The following is an 18,076-nucleotide window of genomic DNA, read 5'->3' on the forward strand; positions in this document are numbered from 1 at the left end:
ACGGAGGGCAAGGGCAGTGAGCGCCCCACTTATTAAACAGCTTCCTTTGTCCTTCGGGACAGCGGGGAAAACAGATGTGCGCACGCAGTTTGCGGCACTTTGTTACCGTCTGAAAAAGGACAAGGTACAAGTGCTTTTGGTGACCTCGCGCGGGTCTGGTCGTTGGATCGTGCCCAAGGGCTGGCCGATGGACGGCAAGACGCCTGCGGACAGTGCGGCCACCGAAGCGTGGGAAGAAGCGGGCGTGACCGGCAAGGCTGATACGCGCCCTTTGGGGATGTTTTCCTATAGTAAGACCTATGAGGACGAAGATGATTTGGCCTGTGTGGCAATGGTCTATGCGATCCGAGTCAAAAAAACGGCCAGTGAATATCCCGAAGCAAAGCAGCGGCGCCGCAAATGGGTGTCGCGCAAAAAGGCGGCAGGCATGGTCGATGAACCAGAGCTGGCTCGTATCATCCGCGATTTCGATCCGCGGGTTCTTTATTGAACGAAGCCCATTGCGGCGCGCGGCATACTGCTTATCTTGAGGGCGAGATGATAAAGTACACCCTGAAATGCGACGATGGCCATGCGTTTGAAAGTTGGTTTGCAAATGCGGATGCCTACGACAGCTTGCTGAGCGCGGGGCATGTGTCTTGTGCTGTGTGCGGATCGTCGCAAGTGAGCAAGGCGATCATGGCGCCACGTGTGAATACGACCAAAGAGCGCCCGCCTGAAACCGAGGCCACGCCGCCGGCGGTGCCTGAAACAAGTGAAGCGCAGGCCGCCTTGGCGCAGATGCGCGAAGACGTTGAAAAGAACGCGACCTATGTTGGGGGCGACTTTGCCCGCAAGGCGCGTGACATGCACCTGGGCGATGCGCCGGATACCCCAATTTGGGGCGAGGCGAACTTGAAAGACGCCAAGGCGCTGATTGATGATGGTGTGCCTGTGGCCCCTTTGCCGTTTATTCCGACGCGGAAAGTGAACTGATCCAATGACTGTTTTGATTACGGGCACAACCCGCGGCATCGGCGCGGGCCTTGCCGCGCATTACAGCGCTGCGGGCCGTCCGGTGATTGGCACGGGGCGATCCAAGAGGGCCGAGATCACGCTAGATGTCACGCAACCATCCGATCATGCGGCCATGGCGGACCGCTTGCAAGGGCAGGCGATTGATCTGCTGATTTGCAACGCGGGCGTCTATCTGGACGAAGGTGATGACCTCGAAGACGGATTTGCTGCGGATATGTGGGCGCAGACGTTTGCGGCCAATGTGACGGGTGTGTTTTTGACTGTTCAGGCGATGTTGCCAAACCTGCGCGCTAGTGCTGCGCCTAAAATTGCGATCATTTCCTCGCAAATGGGGTCGGACACCACCGCACCAGGTGGCAGCTATATCTACCGCGCCTCCAAGGCGGCGGCGCTGAATTTGGGGCGTAATCTGGCCACAGACTTAAGCGGCGAAATACCTGTGGGTATTTATCATCCCGGCTGGGTGCAGACAGATATGGGCAGTGCTGCGGCCGACATAACGGTGGCGGAATCCGTGGCGGGGTTGGTGGCGCGCTTTGATGCATTGACCCACGCGAGCACGGGCTGCTTTGAAACATGGGACGGGCGGACCCATCCGTTTTGATGGCGATCCAAGTCGATTTGCGACGTCACGTCTGACGCACCCGCCTTTTGGCGAAATATGCGACCCACGGAAATTTTACGACCATGAAAAGCCGTTGATCGCGGGCCTTGCCTTGCAACTGGCCGGAGGGGGCGATATGGGCCACGGGAATGATTTTCGGGGCTGATCTATGCCTGTATTGGTGATGAAATTTGGTGGCACTTCGGTGGCCACGCTGGACCGGATCCGCCGCGCTGCAAAGCGTGTCGGTGTTGAGGTGGCCAAAGGCTATGACGTGATCGTCATTGTCTCGGCTATGTCGGGCAAGACCAACGAGTTGGTCGGCTGGGTGAATGAAACCTCGCCCATGTATGATGCGCGTGAATACGACGCGATCGTGTCCAGCGGCGAAAACGTGACCGCGGGTTTGATGGCGCTTACGTTGCAAGAAATGGACGTGCCTGCGCGCAGTTGGCAGGGCTGGCAAGTGCCGCTTTTGACCAATTCGGCGCATTCCAGTGCCCGGATCGAAGAAATCCCCACCGACAATTTGAATGCCAAGTTCGGCGAAGGCATGCGTGTCGCGGTTGTTGCCGGCTTTCAAGGCATCAGCCCCGAAGGGCGCATCACCACGCTGGGGCGCGGTGGGTCGGACACAACTGCCGTGGCCTTTGCCGCCGCCTTTGAGGCCGAGCGGTGCGACATCTATACGGATGTTGATGGGGTTTATACCACTGATCCACGCATTACCGACAAGGCGCGCAAATTGGATCGCATCGCCTTCGAAGAGATGCTGGAACTGGCCTCGCTTGGGGCCAAAGTGCTGCAAACGCGGTCTGTCGAACTGGCCATGCGCTATAAGGTGCGCCTGCGCGTTCTAAGCAGTTTCGAAGAACAATCCGACGAGGCCGGGACACTGGTCTGCGACGAGGAGGAAATCATGGAAAGCAATGTTGTGGCCGGTGTGGCCTATAGCCGGGATGAGGCCAAGATGACCTTGGTCAGTGTCGCGGATCGCCCCGGCATCGCCGCATCGATATTTGGCGCGCTCAGTGAGGGTGGCGTGAATGTGGACATGATCGTGCAGAATATCTCGGAAGAGGGGCGCACGGATATGACCTTTTCCTGCCCTACCGACCAAGTCAAACGCGCCGAAAAGGCGATGGCTGACGCGGCTGAGGCCGGGATCATCAATTTCCACGAACTGATTGCTGACACGGATGTCGCTAAAGTCAGCGTTGTGGGCATCGGTATGCGCAGCCACACAGGTGTTGCGGCCAAAATGTTCGATTGCCTAAGCGCCGAGGGCATCAATATCAAAGTCATCACCACCTCTGAAATCAAGATTTCAGTTTTGATTGATCGCAAGTACATGGAACTGGCCGTGCAGGCGCTTCATGATGCGTTCGAGCTGGAAAAAGCAGCTTAAGAGCATCGCGTTGGCGCAGTTGTGCCTACGTGATGTTCACGATTGTTGATTTTTCCCCTCTAAGTGGAAAAACCGCACTTGCGGCCTCCCTTTGTGATTTCGCTTTTGGCAGACCTGTGGTCTAAGCGTACCGCGCGATGTGACGGGGGACGCAGGCCAATGGCCGAACGGGTGGATACAGAAAGCCGCAAGCTGCTGGTGCGGTTGCGCGATGCAATGGCCGGGGATACCCCCGGACAGGCCCGTTTGGACAAGATCACATCGTTGATTGCGGACAGCATCGGCACTGAAGTGTGCTCAATTTACCTATTTCGCGACGTGGAAACGCTGGAATTGTGCGCCACCGAAGGGCTGAACCCCGAAGCGGTCCACCAAACCCGCATGCGGCTTGGCGAAGGCTTGGTTGGCCGTGTGGCGCGTCGCCGCGAAGTCGTGAACACCGCTGACGCACCCAGCGCCCCTGGGTTCCGCTATATGCCCGAGACAGGCGAAGAAGTGTTTTCAAGCTTTCTTGGCGTTCCGGTTCAACGCCTTGGCGAAGCGCTGGGCGTGTTGGTTGTACAGTCAAAAGACGCGCGCGAATATTCGGCAGACGAAATTTACGGGCTCGAAGTTGTGGCCATGGTTTTGGCCGAGATGACCGAACTTGGCGCATTTGTCGGCGAGGGCGGTGGCATGGGCCAACGCCACAGCCAGCCGTCAATGTTGCGCGGCACGGTTGCCCAAGAAGGCGTGGCCGAGGGCCATATCTGGCTGCATGAACCCCGCGTCGTGGTCGCCAACCCGATCGCAGATGATCCGCATCATGAATTGATCCGCCTCAACGAAGCGGTCGAAGAATTGCGCGTGGGCGTCGACAAAATGCTGACGTTGGCAAGCGCGGATAAAGAACAGGCCGAAGTGCTTGAAGCTTACCGGATGTTTGCCAATTCCAAAGGCTGGATGCGCCGGATGGAGGAAGACATCAGCCGTGGCCTAAGTGCCGAGGCTGCCGTCGAAAAAGAACAATCGCTGGCCCGTGCGCGCATGGGCAAGGCGGGCGACAATTATTTGCGCGAACGTCTGGCTGATCTGGATGATTTGTCCAACCGTTTATTACGCATTCTGACAGGCCAAGGGCAGGATACGGGGGCCGAAATGCCGGCCGACCCGATCCTTGTGGCGCGCAACATTGGCCCGGCGGAATTGCTGGATTACGGGCGCAGCTTGAAAGGGATTGTGCTTGAGGCGGGCTCGGTCGGGTCGCACGCGGCCATCGTGGCGCGCGCTTTGGCGATTCCTTTGATTGTGCACGCTGATCGCGCGACCTTGGAATCGTTGAACGGCGATCACGTGCTTGTGGATGGCGAACAGGGCATCGTGCACCTGCGACCCGACGATACCGTCGTCTCGGCGTTTCGTGATAAAATGGCGATGCAGGCCGCTGCGGCCGAACGCTATGTGTCGATCCGCGACAAATCTGCAAAGACGCTGTGCGGCGAGGTTGTGTCGCTGCATATGAACGCTGGGTTAATGGCTGACTTGCCCTCGCTTGAGGGGTCGGGTGCCGAAGGGGTGGGCCTGTTTCGCACAGAATTGCAGTTTCTGGTGCGCAACAAGATGCCCAAAAGGTCCGAACTTTCAGCGCTTTACACCCGTGTGTTGGACGCTGCTCAAGGCAAGCCTGTGGTGTTTCGCACGCTTGATATCGGGTCGGACAAGGTGCTGCCCTATATGAAGCCCAACGACGAACCGAACCCGGCGTTGGGATGGCGTGCGATCCGTGTCGGGCTGGACAAGCCCGGTGTGATGTTGATGCAATTACAGGCGTTGATCCGTGCCGCGAATGGGCGTCCGTTGACGATCATGTTCCCATTTGTGGCGCAGTTCGAAGAATATACCGATGCCCGCGCCCTGATGGACAAAGCGATGGAGCGCGAGCGGTCGTTGGGCCACGTTTTGCCCGAACGTGTGGATGTGGGGGCGATGTTGGAAACGCCAAGCCTAGCCTTTGCACCGCAGAAATTCTTTGAACAGGTCGGTTTTTTGTCGATTGGTGGCAACGATCTAAAGCAGTTCTTCTTTGCCGCGGATCGCGAAAATGAACGGGTGCGGCGGCGCTATGATTCGCTAAACGTGTCGTTCCTTAGCTTTCTGGAACGCATCGTTGAACGGTGTGACACGACGCAGACCAAACTGTCATTTTGTGGCGAGGATGCGGGGCGCCCCGTCGAGGCCCTGTGCCTTGCGGCCATTGGTTTGCGAACTTTGTCGATGCGTCCCGCATCCATTGGTCCGGTTAAATCATTGTTGCGGCGATCAAATTTGACAGAAGTGCGCAAAGTAATCGCTGACGCACGTCATCGCGGGGAAATGAACGTGCGCCCGGCCATTATGGAATATCTTAAAAAACAAGGATAACGGTCTGTTTTCAGCGCGTTGTGTGTTGAACTTCAGGGTGTTGGTCGCTTTGGAAAAAGCGACAGACTTCTGTTCGTGGTGTTTTAAGGTGCGTAAGGTCTTTCGGGAATAGAAAGTTTTTCGCGACTTACACAACAAAAACTTGTATTTAATTGACTAAATCGAACATTTGATGAATTTTATTCACCTTAAGTACACAGATACCCTCGCATAGAAAAAGCCGCCGGAACAAAGACCAGCGGCTTTAAATGTCATGCATGCGTCAGCGCAGGCGTGCTTCGGTTTCCGTGTCAAAAAACATCGCGCGGGCCTCGTCAAAGGCGACGGTGACTTGGGTGCCTGCCTGCATTGCCATGTCGCCGCGGCTTTCGATCACCAAGCGTTCGCCCGTCGCCGTGGCAAGGTAGTCGTAAGCCACGCCGCCAAGGCGTTCGCGGATATCTAGAACGATGGGCGATGGGGCAGCCGTCAATTCCATGTCCTGCGGACGGATGCCAACAGTAACCGAAGACCCGAGGCTGGGCAGGGCGACAGTTGTGGGAATCACACTGTCGGACAAGGCCGGGACACGCACGCCGCCTGCCTCGGCGATTCCGGTCACAAAATTCATCGCGGGCGAACCAATGAACCCGGCCACGAATTTGTTGTCGGGATTTTGGTATAATTCCATCGGACTGCCGACTTGTTCGATATGACCAGCGCGCAGCACTACGATTTTGTCCGCAAGCGTCATCGCCTCGACCTGATCGTGGGTCACGTAGATCATCGTCGTACCAAGTTCCTTGTGTAGCCGCGCGATTTCGACCCGCATGTCGACGCGCAATTCGGCATCAAGGTTCGACAACGGTTCGTCGAACAAGAACACCTCGGGCCCGCGTACAATCGAGCGACCAATGGCGACACGCTGGCGTTGCCCGCCGGACAAGGCTTTTGGCTTGCGGTTCAGATAATCGTCGAGTTTCAGGATCTTACTGGCTTCGTTCACTTTGCGTGTGATTTCGTCCTTGGGGACGTTGTTCATTTTCAATCCAAAACCCATGTTTTCGCGCACCGTCATATGCGGATAAAGCGCGTAGGTCTGGAACACCATCGCAATGCCACGCTCGGCTGGATCCATGTGGGTCACGTCGCGCGCACCGATATGGATTTGGCCATCGGTGGTTTCCTCAAGCCCCGCGATCATACGCAAAAGTGTGGATTTCCCGCAGCCTGACGGGCCGACAAAGACGCAGAATTCGCCGTCTTCAACGGTCAGGTCAACGCCATGGATGACTTGGGTTGCGCCATAGCGTTTGATGGTATGTTCAAGGGTCACGCCGCTCATTTTTGTGTCGTCCTTTTTGGGTTACGAGCCGGGGAACTGCCAGCTGGCCGCGGCCTGCGCGATCTGAAGGGCTGTGGATTTTAGGTGCGGGGCAAGCACAGCAAGGTCGTCAAGCGACTTGCGCGCGGTGGATGTGGTCACGCTAAGTGCGCCGATGCAGCGCTCGGTGTCCGTCAGAATGGGGGCCGCGATGCAGATGATACCGGGCTCGTGCTCTTCGCGATCAAAGGACACGCCGGTTGTGCGTACGGTTTCAAGCTCGGCCATTAGGCTGTCGCGCGTCGTGTGCGTAAAGGCCGTGTGGGCGTACCACGCTTGCTGCGACAACGCGTTGTCAAGCGCGTCGTCACGTAGAAACGCCAGCATCGCTTTGCCCACGCCTGTGCAGTAGCCGGGGCCGACTTTGCCGGCTTGGGAAAACATTTCGATCGGGTCCGCGGCGTTGCGTTTGTCGACATAAAGCACTTGGCCGCCGTCCAGTTGCGCAAGGTGTACGGTTTCGCCCAACGCCTCGCTGAGGGCGTCCATATGCGGGCGGGCGATGGGGGCCAGACTGCTTTGCCGCCACGCAGCATGGGCCAGCCGCACAAGGCGCAATCCCGGGGAATATGTTTGGCGATCAACGTCATAGCGCAACATGCCAAGGTTGGTCAGGGTCTGCACCAGGCGGTACAACGTCGCCTTGGGATGGGGTGATAGGCCAAGCAATTCGGAAAACCGCACAGGCCGTTCAGCTTGCGCCACAAGGTCCAGCACCTCAAGCGCCTTACCAATGGTGCCATCGCCAGAACGGGGGGCTGCGGTGTTCATGTGCTGTCCTTTCTGCTTGCACGCAGGAATCTGTTGACCTGCGAGATGTGTCCCCGCATAGTTCCAATAGTTGGACTTCGGTTTCACTATGTGGAACTTCCATGAAGCGAGACTGTAAGTCAAAAGAAATCTGACGTTCCGCAAACAAAGCTTTTTAACAAGCTGAGGCGTGGAAGAAATCGGAACTAAGGGAGGAAACCATGTTCCAGAATTTGAAAACCGCCACGGCGGCGATTGCACTGACGGCGATGGCCAGCGGCGCTTTTGCAGCTGACCTTGTCATCAACTTTGATGACCTGAATCCGGGCCCTAAAAAGGGTTTTGATGACGCCGTAGCGCAGTTCCAAAAAGAGAACCCCGACATCAACGTGATCGTTAACAACAACGACCGCGAAGCGCACAAAACAGCGATCCGCAACTTTCTGACGGCTGATGCGCCTGACGTGACCAGCTGGTACCCCGGCAACCGCATGGCGCCTTTCGTTGATGCGGGCCTGTTCCAACCTGTGGATGACGTGTGGGCCGACAACGGCTTCAACGAAGATCTATCGGCAATCAAAGCCACGATGAGCCGCGATGGCAAAATCTGGGGCGTGCCTTACAGCTATTACCAGTGGGGTATTTATTACCGCAAAGACGTCTTTGACCTACTGGAGCTGGAAGAGCCGCAGAATTGGGATGAGTTGTTGGCGGCCTGTGCCAAGATGAAAGACAACGGAGTCACACCTTTCACCATCGGAACCAAGTTCCTGTGGACGGCTGCGGGCGTGTTTGATTATCTGAACCTGCGCACCAATGGCTATGACGTGCACAACGACCTGACAGCGGGTAAAATCAAGTACACCGATCCTCGTATCAAAGCGACCTTTGCCAACTGGGAAACGCTGATCAACGAATGTGGCTTTGTCGACAACCACGCCAGCATGTCTTGGCAGGATGCGATCGCACCTTTCGCCAATGGCGATGCGGCGATGTACGTGATGGGCAACTTTTCGGTGGATGGCTACAAAAACGCCGGCCTGACTGACGAACAGATCGACTTTATGCCGTTCCCTGTCATCAACCCTGATGTGGCACCGGCCGAAGAAGCCCCTGCGGATGCGTTCTTTATTCCGACCAACGCCAAGAACGTCGAAGACGCCAAAAAATGGCTGGCTTTTGTGGCGCGTCCAGATGTGCAGACGCAATGGAACAAGACCATCGGTCAGCTGCCCATCAACGCCAAGGCCGAGATTTCTGAGGACAAGTTCATTCAGGAAGGCTTTAGCCTGCTGAACGGCGCGTCGGGTATTGCGCAGTTCTATGACCGCGATGCACCGGCTGAAATGGCCAAAGCGGGCATGGAAGGCTTCCAAGAGTTCATGCTGGACACGTCCAAAGTGGACGCGATTCTTGAGCGCCTAGATGGCGTGCAGGACGAGGTCTATAAATAAGACCTTTCGGGCGTGCGGCATCCCGCGCGCCCGTTTGAAACGTCGTAAGGTGCATAAATATGCACCTTACCTTTTGATATCCCCGAACAAAGGAGCGTGACATGGCTGACATTTCGCATGCGCCCACGTCCCCAAGCTGGCTGCGTCGCAACAAACTGGCCGTCGCCCCGTGGATATTCCTGATCCCCGCCCTGATCTTTTTTGCGATCTATGTGGTGATCCCGATTTTTCAATCGCTGTGGCTTAGCCTTTATGAGTGGAACGGCCTGTATACGGCTGATGGTCAAAGCACGGCCGAGTGGGTTGGCCTTGGCAACTATACAAAGTTGTGGAGAGATCCGAATTTTTGGACCTCGTTGCAAAACAACGTGGCATGGTTGGTTCTTTATATGGTGGCCGTGCCTGTGGGTCTGTTCATAGCGCTGTTCCTGAACCAGACTGTGACAGGCATGCGCTTTTATAAGTCTATGTTTTTCTTTCCCTTTGTGATCTCTCAGGTTGTCGTAGGTTTGATTTTTGGTTGGTTTTACAACCCCGATTTTGGGGTCGTTGGATCCTTGTGGAAACTGGCGTTCTGCGAAGAGACCACCAACATTCTTGGCAACATCACATCCAAATGCGCCAAACCCGTGCCTGATATCCTCAGCAGCCCTGAATGGGCGACCTATGGGATCATCGCCGCAGGTCTGTGGCCGCAGATTGCCTATTGCATGATCTTGTATCTGACGGGGCTGAACAATGTCGCCCCTGACCAGATTGAGGCCGCCCGTTTGGACGGCGCCAAGGGGTGGAAAATGCTGTGGTACGTCGTGGTGCCGCAACTGAAACCGGCCACCTTTATTGCCGTCGTTGTGACCGTCATCGGCGCGTTACGCAGCTTTGACATGATCGCGATCATGACCCAAGGCGGGCCGTTTGGGTCAACCAATGTGCTGTCTTACTACATGTACGAAGTCGCGATTTCTGAATATGGGGAGCGGTATGGATATGGGTCTGCAGTGGCCACCGTATTGTTCGGCATCATGCTGATATTTATCAGCTATTTCCTGTGGCGCATGTACCAAGACGAAAAGGGGCTGCGCTGATGTTTCCGCGTCCGATTGAAAAATCCGCACCTGCTGCGCGCGCGGCCTATCAAAGCCTTTTGCCGGTTGCGTTGATTGTCTGGCTGTTGCCATTACTTGCGATCTTTATGACGTCGATCCGTTCGGCCCAAGACATCAATTCGGGCAATGTGTTTGGTTGGCCGTCTGAATTTGCGATGATTGAAAACTATACAGCTGTTTTCACCCAATCGGCGGCGGCGCAATATATGCTGAACTCGGTGCTGATCACGGTGCCGACGGTCATCTTGTCTGTCGCATTGGCCTGTCTTGCGGGCTATGCGCTGGCAATCTATCGCTTTCGTGTCGCGTTGCCGTTGTTTTTCCTGTTTGTGGCGGGCAATTTTATTCCTTTCCAAATCTTAATGGTGCCAGTGCGCGATTTGTCTGTGCGCACCGGGCTTTATGATACGATTGCCGGGCAATTCCTGTTCCACGCCGCGTTCCAAACGGGGTTCTGCACCCTGTTTATGCGTAACTTTATCAAAGCCTTACCCTTTGATCTGATCGAATCTGCGCGCATCGAAGGCGTCAAGGAATGGAAGATTTTCTGGTATGTCGTCCTCCCCCTTGTACGCCCGGCGATTGCGGCGCTTTCGGTGCTGATCTTTACCTTTGTTTGGAATGATTTTTTCTGGGCCAATGTGCTGACCCAAGGCGAAAGCGCCAAACCGATCACCGCAGGTGTGCGCGCGCTCAACGGGCAATTTGTGAACAACTGGCATTTGGTGTCAGCGGCGTCTTTGTTGGCTGCATTGCCGCCCGTTGTGTGCTTTTTCTTGATGCAAAGACACTTTATCGCAGGCCTGACCATGGGGGCCGTCAAGTGACACAGTGCTGGCGTTTAGATGATGGGCGGCAAACGCTTGTTCTTGGCGCTGATCAGGGGCGGCTGGCCGAGGTTGCATATTGGGGTTCGCGCCTGCCAGACCAAGAGGACCTGACGACCCTTTATGCGGCCCATGCCATTGATGTTACTGGCGGAATGCTGGATAAAAACCCAGAACTCAGCATTTGCCCTGAGGCCGCGCGGTCTTTTCCCGGCCAGCCGGGGCTGATCATGCGGCACGGGGATGGCAGGCCCTATTTGCCAAAACTGTCATTGGAACAGGCGCAGCAGGACGGCAATTCATTAAGCCTGACCTATCTTGATCAGCACAAAATGCTGACCTACCGCGCGCGTTTTGCGATTGATCCGGCCACTCACATCATCAAGGCCAGCGCCGCGGTCGAAACATCCGAACCGATGTACCTGAATTGGCTGTCTGCCCCTGTGTTCCCCGCGCCGCAATTAAGCGACGAGATGATCGATTTTGCGGGGCGTTGGTGCGGTGAGTTTCAGATGAACCACACAGCGTGGACCCCCGGTGCGCGCTTGCGCGAAAGCCGCACGGGGCGCACAGGGCATGAGCATTTCCCCGGTCTGATCGTGCCCCTGCGCGGGGCAACCAACACCAGCGGGCAGGCCTATGGGTTTCATTATGGCTGGTCCGGTGGGCACCGCATGGTGGCCGAAGAACTGCCCGATGGCCGCCGCCAAATTCAATTTGGCAATGCCGCAGATACCGAAGGGCAGGCGCAGACGCAGTTTGAGACGGGCACGCTTTATGCAACGTTTTCGGATGACGGTCTGAATGGCTGTGCGATCGCGTTCCAACGCCATTTGCGTGACTGTATTGTCACGTTCCCACGCCCGAAAACTCCACGCCCCGTGCACTACAATTGTTGGGAGGCGGTCTATTTTGACCATGACCTCAATACTTTAAAGGACATCGCAGATCGCGCAGCAGCCCTTGGGGCTGAACGGTTTGTGCTGGATGATGGCTGGTTCGGCGTCCGCGACGACGACACCAGCAGCTTGGGTGATTGGCAGATTGATCCTCGCAAATATCCGGATGGGCTGACGCCTTTGATCGAGCATGTCAAAAATCTTGAGATGGGGTTTGGCCTGTGGTTCGAACCCGAGATGATAAACTCAGATTCCGATACGTTCCGCGCCCATCCCGATTGGGTGTTGGGCGATGATGATCAGATCATGGGGCGTCATCAGATGGTGCTCAATATGGCGCTGCCTGCAGTGCAAAGCTATCTGTTTGATAGCATTGCTGACATCCTGTCGCGCCACGACATTGAATACATCAAATGGGACCACAATCGCGTGCTGCCAACGCCGGACGCGGCGCAGACACGCGGCACCTATGCGTTGCTGGATCGGTTGCGCGCTGCCTCTCCGCAGGTCGAGATTGAAAGCTGTGCGTCGGGTGGTGGGCGCATTGATTTTGGCATTCTGGAACGCACACATCGGGTCTGGCTGAGCGACAGCAATGACGCGGTCGAGCGTTTGCGTATTCAACACAACGCAGCCTTATTCCTGCCCATGGCTGTGACCGGCAGCCACGTTGGCCCGCGGACGTGCCACACCTCTGGGCGCACGCTTGATATCCGCTTTCGCGCGTGGGTGGCAGCACAGCGGCACATGGGGTTCGAAATGGACCCGCGCGAATTGACGGCAGACGAGGCCGAGGTGCTAAAAGACGTCACCACGTGGTGGAAGGTCAACCGCGAGTGGATGCATAACGCTGATATCTTACGGCTCGATAGTGCGGACCCGGTGGTTATCGCCGAACAGCAATTGGCGGCAGATGGGGCACAATTTGCTGTGTTCGCAGGCAAAGCGGCCACCTCTAACCAGATCGTACCGCGCCCTTTGCGCTTGACGCGGCTTTGTCCTGACGCGCAATACCGCATCGAATTGGTCAACCGCGCTGATGTGCACACCTTATCGCGCGGGACTGTTGCGTTAACTTCTGGCCCAATGACCGTGAGCGGTGCGTACCTCATGTCTCATGGTCTGACCTTGCCATGGAGCTTTCCCGAGCGGATGTGGGTCATCAAAGGTGAATTGGCTTAGGCCACGTGTAAGGATGTAGAGAATGGAAAAAACAGCTACATATCATGATCTTGAAGGTCAGTCCGTTTTCATCACTGGCGGGGGTTCAGGCATTGGTGCGGCATTGACCGAAGGGTTCGTGCAACAAGGGGCCAAGGTCGCCTTTGTGCAACGTTCCGATGCGTCCGCGTTTTGTGATCGCATTGAACAGACCTATGGCGTGCGCCCTTTGTTTATCAAATGCGACATCACGAATGTGACCGCGCTTAAGGCCGCGATGGCGCAAGCTGCTGACGCGCATGGGCGCATTGAGTGTTTGGTGAACAACGCCGCCAACGATGACCGCCGCGACATGATGGACACGGACGAGGCGTTTTTTGATCAAATGATCGATATCAATCTCAAGGCATATTTCTTTGCCTGTCAGGCCGCACTCGAAGGCATGCTTGAGGCCGGGCAGGGCACAATCGTCAATTTCTCCTCCATCAGTTATATGATGGGGAACGGTAAATATCCGATTTACACCGGGTCGAACGCAGCGATCAACGCGATGACGCGATCGATTGCGCGCGACTATGGGGCGCGTGGCATTAGGGCCAATGCGTTGATGCCGGGCTGGGTATTGACGGACAAGCAAGTACGCGAACACGGCAAGCCCGAAGACCTTGCAGGCCACCTGGCGCGCCAATGTATTCCAGAACATTTGGTGGAATCCGACATCGTCGGCGGCACGCTGTTTTTGGCCTCCAAGGCTAGCCGGATGATGACGGGGCAGGCCCTTGTGATTGATGGCGGCGTGGTGGTGACAGGGTGATGGGGCAGGTGGCATGGATCGCTGTGGATTGGGGCACGTCGCACCTGCGTGCGTGGCTTATGCGCGCCGATGGGTCGATTATTGAACGCCGTCAGTCAGATGCAGGCATGGCGACGCTGGATCGCGATGGGTTTGACCCGGCCTTGCGCGCGCTGGTGGGCGACGCCTTGCCTGCACCTGTGATGGCCTGCGGCATGGTCGGTTCGCGCCAAGGCTGGGTTGAGGCGCCCTATGCCAGCGTCCCTTGTGCCCCACCCGGCGCCGCTGAGGCGGTACAAGTGCTCGGAACGGATGTGCGCATTCTTCCCGGCGTGAAACAGGCCCGTCCGACGGATGTGATGCGCGGCGAAGAAACTCAAATCGCCGGATATCTTGCCAAGTATCCCAGCTTTGACGGGGTGATTTGCCTGCCCGGCACCCATACAAAGTGGGTGCATATCAGCGCGGGCGAGATTGTCAGTTTCCGAACTGCGATGACGGGTGAAATGTTCGCGCTGCTGTCTCAGCATTCGGTCTTGCGCCATTCAGTTGGTACGGGGTGGGATACCGCCAGCTTTAGCGCCGGCGTTGATCAGGCCATTTCGCGTCCGGAGGGGCTCGCGGCATCGTTGTTTTCGTTGCGGGCCGAAGGACTGTTGGACGGGTTAGACCCTGACGCCGCGCGCGCGCGTCTGTCGGGGTTGTTGATTGGCGCGGAACTTGCCTCGATGCGGCCCTATTGGCTGGGCCAACAGGTCGCGATGATCGGGGCAGACGGTTTGGTTAACGCATATAGCGCAGCCCTTGCCGCGCAATCCGTCCCCTGCCACATCACAAACGTCGAAGAGATGACCTTGGCTGGCCTCACCGCTGCTTGGGCCCAAACATACGGAGAGGCCGCATGAGTCGCGAAATTATTGCCATTCTGCGTGGTCTCACACCGCCCGAAGCCGGCCCCATCGCGGACGCATTGGTCGAGGCTGGGATCAGCAAGATCGAAGTGCCGCTGAATTCCCCGCAGCCATTTGAAAGCATTGGAAATATCTTACTGGCCCATGGCGCAAATGCACTGGTCGGTGCGGGCACGGTTCTAGACGTAAACGACGTCGATAAACTGCACAAAATGGGCGCACATATGGTCGTTTCGCCCGACACCAATGCAGCAGTGATCATGGCCACCAAACAGGCGGGCATGCTGTCTTTTCCCGGTGTCATGACGCCGACGGAATGTTTTACGGCACTGCAAGCGGGTGCAGATGGGCTGAAGCTGTTTCCAGCGTCTTTGCTGGGGGTTTCCGGGTTGAAAGCGATCAGTGCAGTGCTGCCAAAAGGCACCAAGACCTATGCGGTGGGCGGTGTTGGGCCAAATGACTTTGCCGACTGGTTTGGCGCGGGGGTGACTGGGTTTGGCATCGGCTCAGCGCTATATAAACCGGGGATGTCGGCCGCCGACGTGGCCGCCCGAACGGCAGATATGGTCGCGGCGTATGATGAAAGCGTGTGATGAAGGTATTTGACGATTTGAAATGCGCGCTGGGCGAAGGGCCGCTGTGGCATCCCGAGCGTAAGGAACTGTTTTGGTTCGATATTACAGGCAAGACGCTGCACAACAAAGGCGAGACGCGCCAAAGTTGGAGCTTTGATGAACATGTCTCGGCCGCGGGATGGGTTGATCGTGACACGCTGTTGATGGCCTCGGCCAAGGGCCTTTGGCAGTTTGACATCCCAAGCGGTGCACGCACTCTTGTTGCGCCGCTTGAGGCAGACAATCCCCTGACACGTTCTAACGATGGGCGCGCGGATGCGCAGGGTGGTTTTTGGATTGGCACGATGGGCATCGATGCCGAGGATCACGCGGGCGCAATCTATCGTTATTATCGCGGCGAAGTGCGACGCTTATTTGATCGGATCACGATCCCCAATGCGATCTGTTTTGCCCCTGACGGGCGCACCGCCTATTTTGCGGACACGTTTTCACAACAAATTCAAAAGGTTGCGTTGGATGAACACGGTTGGCCAATGACCGCACCTGAACAATTTGTCGACTTGCGTGGCGAAGATTTGAACCCCGACGGCGCAGTTGTGGACGCAGACGGGAACCTATGGAATGCACAATGGGGCGCGGGTCGGGTCGCATGTTATGATCCGCAAGGTACATTTCTACGCAGCATCGCTGTGCCGGCAAATCGCACCACATGCCCGGCCTTTGGCCAAGGAACGACGCTTTATGTCACCTCTGCCAGCGATCTCGTCAAAGAAGAACAAGGCGGCATGACCTTTACCACCGACGCGGGGGTTACAGGACAACGCGAACATCAGGTGATCTTATGAAACGCAGCCTTGGTGTTTGCTATTACCCCGAACATTGGCCCGAAGCGCAGTGGGCTGAAGATGCCGCGCGCATGGCCGATCTTGGCCTCACGTGGGTGCGTATCGGCGAATTTGCGTGGAAGCGGATGGAACCGGTTGAAGGGCAATATGATTGGGGCTGGCTGGACCGCGCCATCGACACGCTGGGCGCTGCGGGCCTGCGCGTTGTTTTGGGCACGCCGACGGCAACGCCACCTGCTTGGGTCGTGGCCAAGCACCCCGATATGTTGCCTGTCGATGTCGAGGGGCGGGTGCGCGGCTATGGATCGCGTCGCCACTACTGCTTTTCCCACGCAGGATACTTGGAAGAGTGCCGCAAGATCGTGTCAGCGATGGCCAAAAGATACGGGCGCAACGCTCACATTGCCGCGTGGCAAACGGACAATGAATACAGCTGTCACGACACGGTGCTTAGCTATTCTGACTGCGCCTGTTCAGCGTTTCGCGACTGGCTACGCGGACAGTTTCCCGGCGCGGGAAATGACGGTGATATCGATGCGCTGAATGCGGCATGGGGCAATGTGTTTTGGTCAATGGATTACGATGACTTTGACCAAATCGTCTTACCCAACCTGACGGTGACCGAAACAAACCCCGCCCATGCGCACGCTTTTCGCCGGTTTGCGTCTGATCAGGTGGTGGCGTTCAACCGTGCACAGGTCGATATCTTGCGTGCGTATTCGGATGCGCCGATTGCGCATAACTATATGGGGCGGATCACCGATTTTGATCATTTCAAAGTCGGTGCAGATTTGGATATCGCGTCTTGGGACAGCTACCCTTTGGGCTTTCTCGAAGATCGCTCTGGCGCGACAGATGCCCATCAACGCGCCTATGCGCGCCAAGGTGACCCAGACTTTCAGGCCTTTCACCATGATTTGTACCGCGCTGTCGGTAAAGACGGGCGCTGGTGGATCATGGAACAACAACCGGGCCCCGTGAACTGGGCGCCGTATAACCCAGCACCGTTGCCCGGCATGGTGCGCCTGTGGACATGGGAGGCCTTCGCCCACGGAGCCGAAGCCGTGTGTTACTTTCGCTGGCGCCAAGCCCCGTTTGCCCAAGAACAGATGCACGCGGGCCTTCTGCGCCCCGATAGTGTTGAGGCCGAAGCCTTTGGTGAGGCCGCGGAGGTGATGGCCGAACTGGCAGATGCCCCCGATGTATCACCCGCGAAAGCGCCCGTGGCGATTATGTTCGATTACGACGCAGATGCCATGTGGGCAGTACAACCGCATGGGGCTGACCTTAGCTATTTTGGACTGGTTTTTGATTGGTATCGGGCCTGTCGCAAGTTGGGTCTGTCAGTCGATATCTTGCCGCCAGATACGCGGGATTTTGATGGCTACGCTTTGGTGATGGTGCCCGGCATGATGCACATGCCGGATGATCTAAAGGGCGCACTTAACGCCGCCGCCGGGCAGGTCATCCTTGGGCCACGTAGCGGGGCGCGCGATGCGCATTTCACGATCCCCACGCCGTTGCCGCCGGCATGGCCGGGCAGTGATCTGGTGGTCGAGCGGGTGCAATCCATCCGTCCAGATTTGCCGATGCCTGTTAAGGGCGGCGGGGCTGTGATCAGCTATTTGGAACAGCTTGGCGGTGGCGGGGCATGTATCCTGCACACAGACGACAACGCGCCATTGGCCGTGCGGTGTGCACCGCGCGTGACCTATATGGCAGGCTGGGGGGATGACGCTGTGCATATGCGTTTGATAAAGATGGTTGCGCCGGACCTTGTCACCCATAATTTGCCCGAAGGCCTGCGGCGACGAGAAACAGGTACAGAGGTTTTTTGGTTTAACTATGCAGATCATCCAGTTGAAATCGAAGGTGAAATACTGCATTTGGCCGGAGTTTTGCGACGCGTGGCCATGTTAGGTTAAAGAGAGGATATCGAATACGAGTGCAAAGTAAGCAGAGA

Annotated in this window: 16 protein-coding genes; 14 read left to right on the forward strand and 2 right to left on the reverse strand. The window is 56.8% G+C overall.

What is annotated here, in order from left to right; all coding sequences use genetic code 11:
- Positions 1–16: 16 nt before the first annotated feature.
- The 5 genes from ABJF76_RS03580 (at position 17) to ptsP (ending at position 5,429) form a co-directional block, all read left to right on the forward strand.
- Entirely contained in the window at positions 17–490 is a 474-nt protein-coding gene (locus tag ABJF76_RS03580) for an NUDIX hydrolase (protein WP_413822351.1), read from the forward strand.
- A 47-nt stretch (positions 491–537) separates the two neighbouring features.
- On the forward strand, positions 538–975 hold the full coding sequence (locus ABJF76_RS03585) for a DUF1178 family protein (protein WP_413822352.1): 438 nt from the start codon (positions 538–540) through the stop codon (positions 973–975).
- Between the two features lie 4 nt (positions 976–979).
- Positions 980–1,621 (forward strand): SDR family NAD(P)-dependent oxidoreductase, encoded by a 642-nt coding sequence (locus tag ABJF76_RS03590; protein WP_413822353.1) that lies wholly within the window; start codon positions 980–982, stop codon positions 1,619–1,621.
- 169 nt (positions 1,622–1,790) lie between these two features.
- Entirely contained in the window at positions 1,791–3,029 is a 1,239-nt protein-coding gene (locus ABJF76_RS03595; RefSeq protein WP_413822354.1) for an aspartate kinase, read from the forward strand.
- A gap of 159 nt (positions 3,030–3,188) precedes the next feature.
- Positions 3,189–5,429, forward strand: a complete 2,241-nt coding sequence (ptsP, locus tag ABJF76_RS03600) for a phosphoenolpyruvate--protein phosphotransferase (RefSeq protein ID WP_413822355.1) — start codon at positions 3,189–3,191, stop codon at positions 5,427–5,429.
- A gap of 262 nt (positions 5,430–5,691) precedes the next feature.
- On the opposite strand, the gene ABJF76_RS03605 is transcribed toward ptsP, so the two are convergent.
- Positions 5,692–6,753 (reverse strand): ABC transporter ATP-binding protein, encoded by a 1,062-nt coding sequence (locus tag ABJF76_RS03605; RefSeq protein WP_413822356.1) that lies wholly within the window; start codon positions 6,751–6,753, stop codon positions 5,692–5,694.
- Between the two features lie 21 nt (positions 6,754–6,774).
- Positions 6,775–7,563, reverse strand: coding sequence for an IclR family transcriptional regulator (locus ABJF76_RS03610; RefSeq protein ID WP_413822357.1), 789 nt, complete (start codon positions 7,561–7,563; stop codon positions 6,775–6,777).
- Between the two features lie 200 nt (positions 7,564–7,763).
- Between ABJF76_RS03610 and ABJF76_RS03615 the strand changes: the two genes are divergently transcribed.
- The 9 genes from ABJF76_RS03615 (at position 7,764) to ABJF76_RS03655 (ending at position 18,038) form a co-directional block, all read left to right on the forward strand.
- Positions 7,764–8,996, forward strand: coding sequence for an ABC transporter substrate-binding protein (locus ABJF76_RS03615; protein ID WP_413822358.1), 1,233 nt, complete (start codon positions 7,764–7,766; stop codon positions 8,994–8,996).
- 101 nt (positions 8,997–9,097) lie between these two features.
- Complete coding sequence (locus ABJF76_RS03620; protein ID WP_413822359.1) at positions 9,098–10,081, forward strand: carbohydrate ABC transporter permease; 984 nt, start codon at positions 9,098–9,100, stop codon at positions 10,079–10,081.
- A complete protein-coding gene (locus ABJF76_RS03625; protein WP_413822360.1) occupies positions 10,081–10,929 on the forward strand; it encodes a carbohydrate ABC transporter permease in 849 nt (282 codons plus the stop codon). Before ABJF76_RS03620 ends, ABJF76_RS03625 begins: the two co-directional genes overlap by 1 nt.
- Positions 10,926–13,010 carry an alpha-galactosidase gene (locus ABJF76_RS03630; protein ID WP_413822361.1) on the forward strand — a complete coding sequence of 695 codons (2,085 nt, stop codon included), beginning with the start codon at positions 10,926–10,928 and terminating at the stop codon, positions 13,008–13,010. The genes ABJF76_RS03625 and ABJF76_RS03630 overlap by 4 nt, the downstream gene beginning before the upstream one ends.
- 22 nt (positions 13,011–13,032) lie before the next feature.
- Complete coding sequence (locus ABJF76_RS03635; protein WP_413822362.1) at positions 13,033–13,803, forward strand: SDR family NAD(P)-dependent oxidoreductase; 771 nt, start codon at positions 13,033–13,035, stop codon at positions 13,801–13,803.
- Positions 13,803–14,687: a 2-dehydro-3-deoxygalactonokinase gene (locus ABJF76_RS03640; protein ID WP_413822363.1), complete on the forward strand. Its 885-nt coding sequence runs from the start codon at positions 13,803–13,805 to the stop codon at positions 14,685–14,687. Before ABJF76_RS03635 ends, ABJF76_RS03640 begins: the two co-directional genes overlap by 1 nt.
- Positions 14,684–15,286, forward strand: coding sequence for a 2-dehydro-3-deoxy-6-phosphogalactonate aldolase (locus tag ABJF76_RS03645; protein WP_413822364.1), 603 nt, complete (start codon positions 14,684–14,686; stop codon positions 15,284–15,286). Before ABJF76_RS03640 ends, ABJF76_RS03645 begins: the two co-directional genes overlap by 4 nt.
- Positions 15,286–16,113: an SMP-30/gluconolactonase/LRE family protein gene (locus ABJF76_RS03650; RefSeq protein WP_413822365.1), complete on the forward strand. Its 828-nt coding sequence runs from the start codon at positions 15,286–15,288 to the stop codon at positions 16,111–16,113. Before ABJF76_RS03645 ends, ABJF76_RS03650 begins: the two co-directional genes overlap by 1 nt.
- The gene (locus tag ABJF76_RS03655) at positions 16,110–18,038 is read left to right on the forward strand and encodes a beta-galactosidase (RefSeq protein ID WP_413822366.1); all 1,929 of its coding nucleotides are present in this window, start codon (positions 16,110–16,112) and stop codon (positions 18,036–18,038) included. Before ABJF76_RS03650 ends, ABJF76_RS03655 begins: the two co-directional genes overlap by 4 nt.
- Positions 18,039–18,076 lie beyond the last annotated feature (38 nt).

This window comes from Tateyamaria sp. (genome assembly GCF_039940735.1).
Classification (GTDB): domain Bacteria; phylum Pseudomonadota; class Alphaproteobacteria; order Rhodobacterales; family Rhodobacteraceae; genus Tateyamaria.

What these genes read in the sequence shown, in the direction of transcription:
- ABJF76_RS03585 (WP_413822352.1), top strand. Translation starts at nt 538, where the DNA reads ATGATAAAGTACACCCTGAAATGCGACGATGGCCATGCGTTTGAAAGT.
- ABJF76_RS03590 (WP_413822353.1), top strand. Translation starts at nt 980, where the DNA reads ATGACTGTTTTGATTACGGGCACAACCCGCGGCATCGGCGCGGGCCTT.
- ABJF76_RS03595 (WP_413822354.1), top strand. Translation starts at nt 1,791, where the DNA reads ATGCCTGTATTGGTGATGAAATTTGGTGGCACTTCGGTGGCCACGCTG.
- ptsP (WP_413822355.1), top strand. Translation starts at nt 3,189, where the DNA reads ATGGCCGAACGGGTGGATACAGAAAGCCGCAAGCTGCTGGTGCGGTTG.
- ABJF76_RS03605 (WP_413822356.1), bottom strand. Translation starts at nt 6,753, where the DNA reads ATGAGCGGCGTGACCCTTGAACATACCATCAAACGCTATGGCGCAACC.
- ABJF76_RS03610 (WP_413822357.1), bottom strand. Translation starts at nt 7,563, where the DNA reads ATGAACACCGCAGCCCCCCGTTCTGGCGATGGCACCATTGGTAAGGCG.
- ABJF76_RS03615 (WP_413822358.1), top strand. Translation starts at nt 7,764, where the DNA reads ATGTTCCAGAATTTGAAAACCGCCACGGCGGCGATTGCACTGACGGCG.
- ABJF76_RS03620 (WP_413822359.1), top strand. Translation starts at nt 9,098, where the DNA reads ATGGCTGACATTTCGCATGCGCCCACGTCCCCAAGCTGGCTGCGTCGC.
- ABJF76_RS03625 (WP_413822360.1), top strand. Translation starts at nt 10,081, where the DNA reads ATGTTTCCGCGTCCGATTGAAAAATCCGCACCTGCTGCGCGCGCGGCC.
- ABJF76_RS03635 (WP_413822362.1), top strand. Translation starts at nt 13,033, where the DNA reads ATGGAAAAAACAGCTACATATCATGATCTTGAAGGTCAGTCCGTTTTC.
- ABJF76_RS03640 (WP_413822363.1), top strand. Translation starts at nt 13,803, where the DNA reads ATGGGGCAGGTGGCATGGATCGCTGTGGATTGGGGCACGTCGCACCTG.
- ABJF76_RS03645 (WP_413822364.1), top strand. Translation starts at nt 14,684, where the DNA reads ATGAGTCGCGAAATTATTGCCATTCTGCGTGGTCTCACACCGCCCGAA.
- ABJF76_RS03650 (WP_413822365.1), top strand. Translation starts at nt 15,286, where the DNA reads ATGAAGGTATTTGACGATTTGAAATGCGCGCTGGGCGAAGGGCCGCTG.
- ABJF76_RS03655 (WP_413822366.1), top strand. Translation starts at nt 16,110, where the DNA reads ATGAAACGCAGCCTTGGTGTTTGCTATTACCCCGAACATTGGCCCGAA.